This window comes from Chryseobacterium sp. YIM B08800 (assembly GCF_026163565.1).
Lineage (GTDB): Bacteria > Bacteroidota > Bacteroidia > Flavobacteriales > Weeksellaceae > Chryseobacterium.
Genome location: NZ_JAPDKN010000074.1, coordinates 1 through 6,122, shown reverse-complemented (window position 1 = coordinate 6,122; position 6,122 = coordinate 1). Strand labels below are relative to the sequence as shown.

7 protein-coding genes are annotated in these 6,122 nt (G+C 33.4%); 2 read left to right on the top strand and 5 right to left on the bottom strand.

Features of this window, described 5'->3' with window-relative positions; all coding sequences use genetic code 11:
• From mazG to ruvX, 4 genes are all read right to left on the bottom strand, one after another.
• Positions 1–653: nucleoside triphosphate pyrophosphohydrolase (gene mazG / locus OEW74_RS18575; RefSeq protein ID WP_265429889.1), on the bottom strand; the 653-nt coding region annotated here is incomplete at its 3' end.
• 318 nt (positions 654–971) lie between these two features.
• Positions 972–1,520, bottom strand: a complete 549-nt coding sequence (locus OEW74_RS18570; RefSeq protein ID WP_265429888.1) for a DUF5606 domain-containing protein — start codon at positions 1,518–1,520, stop codon at positions 972–974.
• A 67-nt stretch (positions 1,521–1,587) separates the two neighbouring features.
• Complete coding sequence (gene def / locus OEW74_RS18565; protein ID WP_265429887.1) at positions 1,588–2,160, bottom strand: peptide deformylase; 573 nt, start codon at positions 2,158–2,160, stop codon at positions 1,588–1,590.
• Positions 2,157–2,573: a Holliday junction resolvase RuvX gene (gene ruvX / locus OEW74_RS18560; protein ID WP_265429886.1), complete on the bottom strand. Its 417-nt coding sequence runs from the start codon at positions 2,571–2,573 to the stop codon at positions 2,157–2,159. Before ruvX ends, def begins: the two co-directional genes overlap by 4 nt.
• Positions 2,574–2,687: 114 nt before the next feature.
• Between ruvX and OEW74_RS18555 the strand changes: the two genes are divergently transcribed.
• Together OEW74_RS18555 and OEW74_RS18550 are read left to right on the top strand one after the other, a co-directional pair.
• The gene (locus OEW74_RS18555) at positions 2,688–3,164 is read left to right on the top strand and encodes a SixA phosphatase family protein (RefSeq protein WP_265429885.1); all 477 of its coding nucleotides are present in this window, start codon (positions 2,688–2,690) and stop codon (positions 3,162–3,164) included.
• Between the two features lie 189 nt (positions 3,165–3,353).
• Positions 3,354–4,412, top strand: a complete 1,059-nt coding sequence (locus OEW74_RS18550) for a T9SS type A sorting domain-containing protein (RefSeq protein WP_265429884.1) — start codon at positions 3,354–3,356, stop codon at positions 4,410–4,412.
• A 51-nt stretch (positions 4,413–4,463) separates the two neighbouring features.
• Here OEW74_RS18550 and OEW74_RS18545 read toward each other — a convergent pair whose 3' ends face one another.
• Entirely contained in the window at positions 4,464–6,005 is a 1,542-nt protein-coding gene (locus tag OEW74_RS18545) for a serine hydrolase (RefSeq protein ID WP_265429883.1), read from the bottom strand.
• Positions 6,006–6,122: the final 117 nt, after the last annotated feature.

The following is a 6,122-nucleotide window of genomic DNA, read 5'->3' as shown; positions in this document are numbered from 1 at the left end:
AATTTCAGATTGGTTCGTTCTAAAGCCGAATCAGGGTTTAAACCTGAAATTCTTGCGTAATTGATTAAAGAGAAAAATACATCTCCCAATTCTTGCTCTTTTTTGTTTGAATCGGTTTCTGCATGAAACTCATTGATCTCTTCATCCACTTTTTTCCAGGCATCTTCGGCATCGTGAAATTCAAAGCCAATCCCTTTTACTTTATCCTGAATTCTATAAGCTTTTACCATACTCGGTAATCCTTTTGGAACACCGCCCAAAATAGATTTGTTGCCTTCTTTCAGTTTCAGCTTTTCCCAATTCTGCTTTACTTCTTCTTCATCTTTCACTTCGGTATCTCCATAAATATGAGGATGACGGAAAATGAGTTTTTCGTTTAACGAATTGATGACATCGGCAATATCAAAACTTTCTTTTTCAGAACCAATTTTAGCATAAAAAACCAGATGCAGAAGCACATCACCAAGTTCTTTTTTGATTTCGGTAAGATCTTCCTGCAAAAGTGCATCAGAAAGTTCGTACGTTTCTTCCAATGTCAAATGACGAAGCGTCTGAAGCGTCTGTTTCTGATCCCACGGACATTTTTCACGAAGGTCATCCATAATATCTAAAAGTCTTCCGAAAGCTTCGAGTTTTTCTTGTCTGGTATTCATATTTTAAAAATTCAAAAAGTCTTACAAATTTAGTGGTAATTTTCAGAGTTTCGGCAAAAGGACATAGGAAATGAAAGCGTTAAGAAAATAAACGATGCGAACGTTAAAAAAATTCTTCTGTTCGAAGCGCGACACAAATTTAGAAGTGAAGAAACAATTTTGAAATCGCGCAAGTTTTAGAATTTTTAGTGAGTATCGGTTATTTTTAGCCTTTCAATTCCAAGTCTTGAACTTTTGTTTCTTTTGTTTCAAGACAAAAGAAATAAAAAAAACCTCATCATTACTGACAAGGTTTTATATCAATTAAGATAAACTAAATTATCCCATTTTTCTGTGTGTGCTTTTTGCAGCAGCTTTAGCTCCTGTACTAGCTTTTACTTTTGGAGTTGCTGGTTTTTCTGCTTTTGGAGCTGCCTTTTTTGGAGCTTCTTTTTCTACAGTTGCTTCACCTTCTGTAGTTTCTGCTTCTGCTTTTACAAAACTTTCAGGAGTGATGTATCCCGCTTTGTGAAGGATGTTGTACCACTGAGCCAATTTCTTAATATCAGAATTGTAAACTCTTTCTGTATCGTAGTTTGGAAGAGATGCAACCATAAATTCAGTCAATTCAGCTTCTGAAGATTTGTGATTGATCGTTTCTTTGTAATCGTAATTTTTAGCAATATTTTCAAAAACCTCAAACAAAGGAACTTCTTTATCAAAAGTAAACATTGCGATATTATCTAACAAACTCACTTGGCTTGAGTTACCGATGCTCACTTTCTTTTTGGTAGTAACTTCTTCAATGATGAATCCGTTTTTCAACTGCGATACCAATTTGTAAAGACCTGGTTTCCCAGAGATTGAAATTATTTTTTCTAACAGCATAATTTTATTTTTTTAATTTCAGTAAAAGCTATAACGCTTTTTATATTAATATATTTCTTAGTTTAAATTATTTTGGAAATCTCATTTTGTAACCAATAGACACATCTCCCTGAGTGATCTTTGTAAGTTTTCCTTTTACCAGCTTTTTCTTCAAAGCACTTAAGTGATCGGTGAAAAGGATACCTTCAATATGATCATATTCGTGCTGAATTACGCGGGCTCTAATATCGGAAAAAGTTTCGGTATGCTTCACAAAATTTTCGTCATAATATTCGATCAGGATGGTGCTTTTTCTTTTCACATCTTCTCTTACATCCGGAATCGAAAGACAGCCTTCGTTAAACTTCCATTCTTCGCCAGATTCTTCAAGAATTTGAGCATTGATGAAAACTTTTTTAAAGTCTTTCAGCTCTTCAGCAATATCTTCGTAATCTTCATCTTCTGCCAAAGGCGTAACATCTACGATAAACAATCTGATATCTAAACCAATCTGAGGTGCCGCCAAACCAATACCGTTTGCCTCGTACATGGTTTCAAACATATTATCGATCAGTTGTTGCAGATCCGGATAATTTTTATCTATCTCTTTTCCCGTTTTTCTTAAAACAGGATCTCCAAAAGCTCTTATTGGTAAAATCATCTTGTTTTTTGTTCTAAAAAATTCTGCAATATGATGGTTGCACTTACTTTATCTATTAATCCTTTTTGTTGTCTTTGTTTTTTATTTTTTCCACTTTGAGAAATAAAAAACGAAGCCATTTTTGAAGTAAATCTTTCATCAAAACGATGAACTTCAATTTGTGGAAATTCTTTTTTAAAATTTTCTATAAACCCTAAAATATCAGTTTCCACTTCTGAAACATTTCCCTTCAAGTCTGTTGGCAGACCTACTACAACTGCTTCGACGTTATTCTCTGCAAAATATTTTTTCAAAAAATCCATCAGAAAACGTGTTTCCACAGTATCAAGACCACTTGCGATAATCTTCATATCATCGGTTGCTGCAACGCCACAACGTGCTTTTCCGTAGTCTATAGCAATGATCTGTCCCATAAGTCTGCAAATTTAAGAAATTTTACTCATTATATTCCTAACACAGTTTTTTTATAAATCATGTTTTTTATCCGTTAATTTTTGTTTAATTTTATCTTATCCAAACTCAAGACTATGAAGCAACTCATCCTCGTAAGACATGCAAAAAGTGACTGGCCTGAAGAAACTAGCGACTTCGACAGACCTTTGGCAGACAAAGGTTTGCTAGATGCCCTGAAAATGTCTAAATTTCTGAAAAACAACAGTATAAGTATTGATTATCTTCTTTCCAGCCCAGCGGTAAGAGCTTTATCTACCTGCAAGATTTTTAATCAGACCTATAATTCAACTTTTGGAACTAATGAAAAACTTTACAATCCTTCTGAAAGTAATTTTCATTCTGTCATTTATGATTTAAATGATGATTTGAATTCTGTTGCGTTTTTCTCCCACAACAATGGCATTTCCAATTTTGCCAATTCTATTTCTGAGGATGTTTTCCATTTTCCGACTTGTGGTGTTGCAGGTTTTCAAATTGATTGTGATTCCTGGTCGCAGTTTGACGGAGCCAATAAAAAGCTTCTTTTCTTTTATGAGCCGGGGAAAATTTAATTCGATTTCAATAGCTTTTAAAAAACATTCATTTATTTAAAAAAACTGATTAATAACAATATCATTATTTTGTTATTTCTCTTTATTTGAATGCAACCGACTGCACATTTTTCCGTTGTGAATAAAACAATTAAGTTTGTCTAAATTTTATTTATTCTAAATAAAATATAATTTTAAAATCCTATTATTATGCACAGACAAATTTATTTATTGGTCGCTTTCTTTCTATTATTAGGAAGCAAAACTTATTCACAAACACCAATAAGTGTATTTCAAGACAATTTAACAACGCCAAATCCCATGATTACGGATGGTAACGATTTGTATGTTGGTTACTATTATTCAGATAAAGTTGTAAAGTTTGATCTTACCAATCCGAATAGCCCTCCAATTGATATAGTAACGGGAGTAAACAGACCTTACGGATTGGCAATAAAAGATAATATGCTTTATATTTCAGAATTCGGTGGCAACAAAATTTCCAAAGTAAATTTAACAAATCCAAATACAGCTCCGGAAATCGTAATATCTAACGTAAACAGTCCGATAGGTCTTGAGTTTATAGGAAATGATTTATATGTAGCATTGGAAGGAGATAATAAAGTTGCCAAAATAGATGTAACTCAGTCTTCACCTCAATTAATAGATGTAGTGAATGTTTCAAGTCCTTTCGAGATTGAAATTGTTGACAATCAGCTTTACATTACCGAAAGATTTACAGGAAAACTTGTAAGATTCGAGCTGAATAATAATTCTGCAATGAGTGTGGTGATTGCTCAAGGATTAAGCTATCCTTCGGGTCTTACTTCAGATGGGAAACAACTATTTATAGCGGAAGCAGGAGCTTCAAAAATTTCAAAAATCAGCACTTCCGTTTTGAGCCCAACAGTTTCTGATGCGGTAACGTCTAGCCTATTAGATTATCCTTCAGGATTATTAATGCATAATAACATCCTGTATATTACAGATTTTTTTGCCAACACTATATTTAGAGTAGATCTAGCTAATCTTTCTGTTTCAGAATTCAGCTCAACTGGGCAAAAAGAAATAAAAATTTATCCTAATCCTGCGATTGACAAGCTAAACGTTTACAACGCTCCATCAAAAGAATATAAAATATTTGACATGACGGGCAGACTTATCAATTCAGGAATAATAGAACAAAATTCTATTAACGTAAGTCAGCTTTCTTTAGGAAATTACATTCTAAAAACTGGAGAAATCACTAAGAAGTTTATCAAGAAATAATTTAACAAAAAAGAGGCTGCAAAAACAGCCTCTTTTCTATGTTGATTAATATTACTTTCTTTTCAGATCAAGATCATCAAAATCAAAACTAAAATCTGTGACATCTGAAATCGCTTTCATTTTTGCAGATTCTGCTTTTCCGTTTTCATCATAATTAAAAATAAGATAAGCATCAGCATCATAGCTTCTGTCGTCCCATTTGATGATAAAAGTATTGTTTGAAAAAGGAAGCAACTCCCCTTTCAGTCTTGGAGAATTTTTACAAAAAATTCTGTAAGTATTTCCCTGTTGAGCAATTTCTACATCACCAAACCATACATCATTGTATTTTCCAACAAACTGCTCAGCTTTAGGCTGAAGGTTTTTATCTTTTTTGAAGGCATCAGACTTTGCAAAAGCTTCTTTCTTTTGCTTATTATATTCAGCTTCTACTTTCTGCATTCTGTCACCGTAGGTTTTCAGCCAATTTCTATCAGCAATTCCTAAATAAGAATCTTTTACCGTATTTGTAATCGTGTTGAAGGCTGCACCAGATTGTTGGTTCGTTAAAACCACAATTCCTAATTTCATATCGGGAATTAAAGTAAACTGAGTTACTGTTCCAATCAATCCGCCTGTATGCTGAACTTGTTTATGACCTTTTACATCGCTTAAAAACCAACCTAAACCGTAACCGTAGAAACTTGTATCATAAGGATTTTTCATCGCCACTCCGCTTGGAATCTGTAAACTCCAAAGCTGCTGAATGTTTTTATCTGAAACTAATTTCTTTCCATCTTTGGTTGTAAATCCATTTAAAAGAAATTCAGCCCAAGTTGTCATGTCTTTAATGTTACTCATAATTCCACCAGCTGCATTGGCTGTTTCGTTCCAGTCGTGAGGAACTGCAATTGCTTTTCCGTCAACAGGAGCATGCGCATCAATTTTATTAGCAACAGCTTTTGCTCTGTTGTAGCTTCCGAAACTTGAATTCATTCCGACAGGTTTCATAATTCGCTGTTCGATAAAATCTGCCCAACTTAACCCTGAAATTCTAGTAATAACTTCTCCTGCAACAATAAACATAATGTTGTTATAATCTAAAGTCGTTCTGAAAGGATTTTCAGGTTTTAAATATCTTACATTGTGCACAATATCATTTACTGTAAGATTTCCACCTTCCGGAAAAAACATCAAATCTCCCTGTCCCAAACCTAAACCTGCTCTGTGCGTTATCAAATCTTTAATTGTTACATTTTGAGAAACATACGGGTCATACATTTGAAATTCAGGAATATATTTTGAAACTTTATCGTCCCAGTTCAGTTTTCCTTCATCAGCTAAAATTGCCAAAGCAACACAAGTAAAAGCCTTAGAATTAGAAGCAATCCCAACCAAAGTATTGTCATCCATCGGTTGCTTTGTCGTTAACGAACGTACTCCAAAACCCTTTGAGTAAATCATTTTTCCGTCTTTGATAACACCAACAGACATTCCGGGAACATCGAAAGTTTTTAAAGTATTCTGAATGAGTTCGTCCAGCTTTTTTTCTTCAACCTGACCGAATGAGAGTAAAGATAAAAGAAGAAAGAGTAAAGATAAGTTATGCTTCATTATTTTTAAATTTCTCCAAATTTAATCAATTCAATATAATTAAATTCTCATTTCACAATACTTAAAATTTAATAAGAGCCTGTTTAAAAAAGAATAATAAAAAAGAGTAAGGGCTAA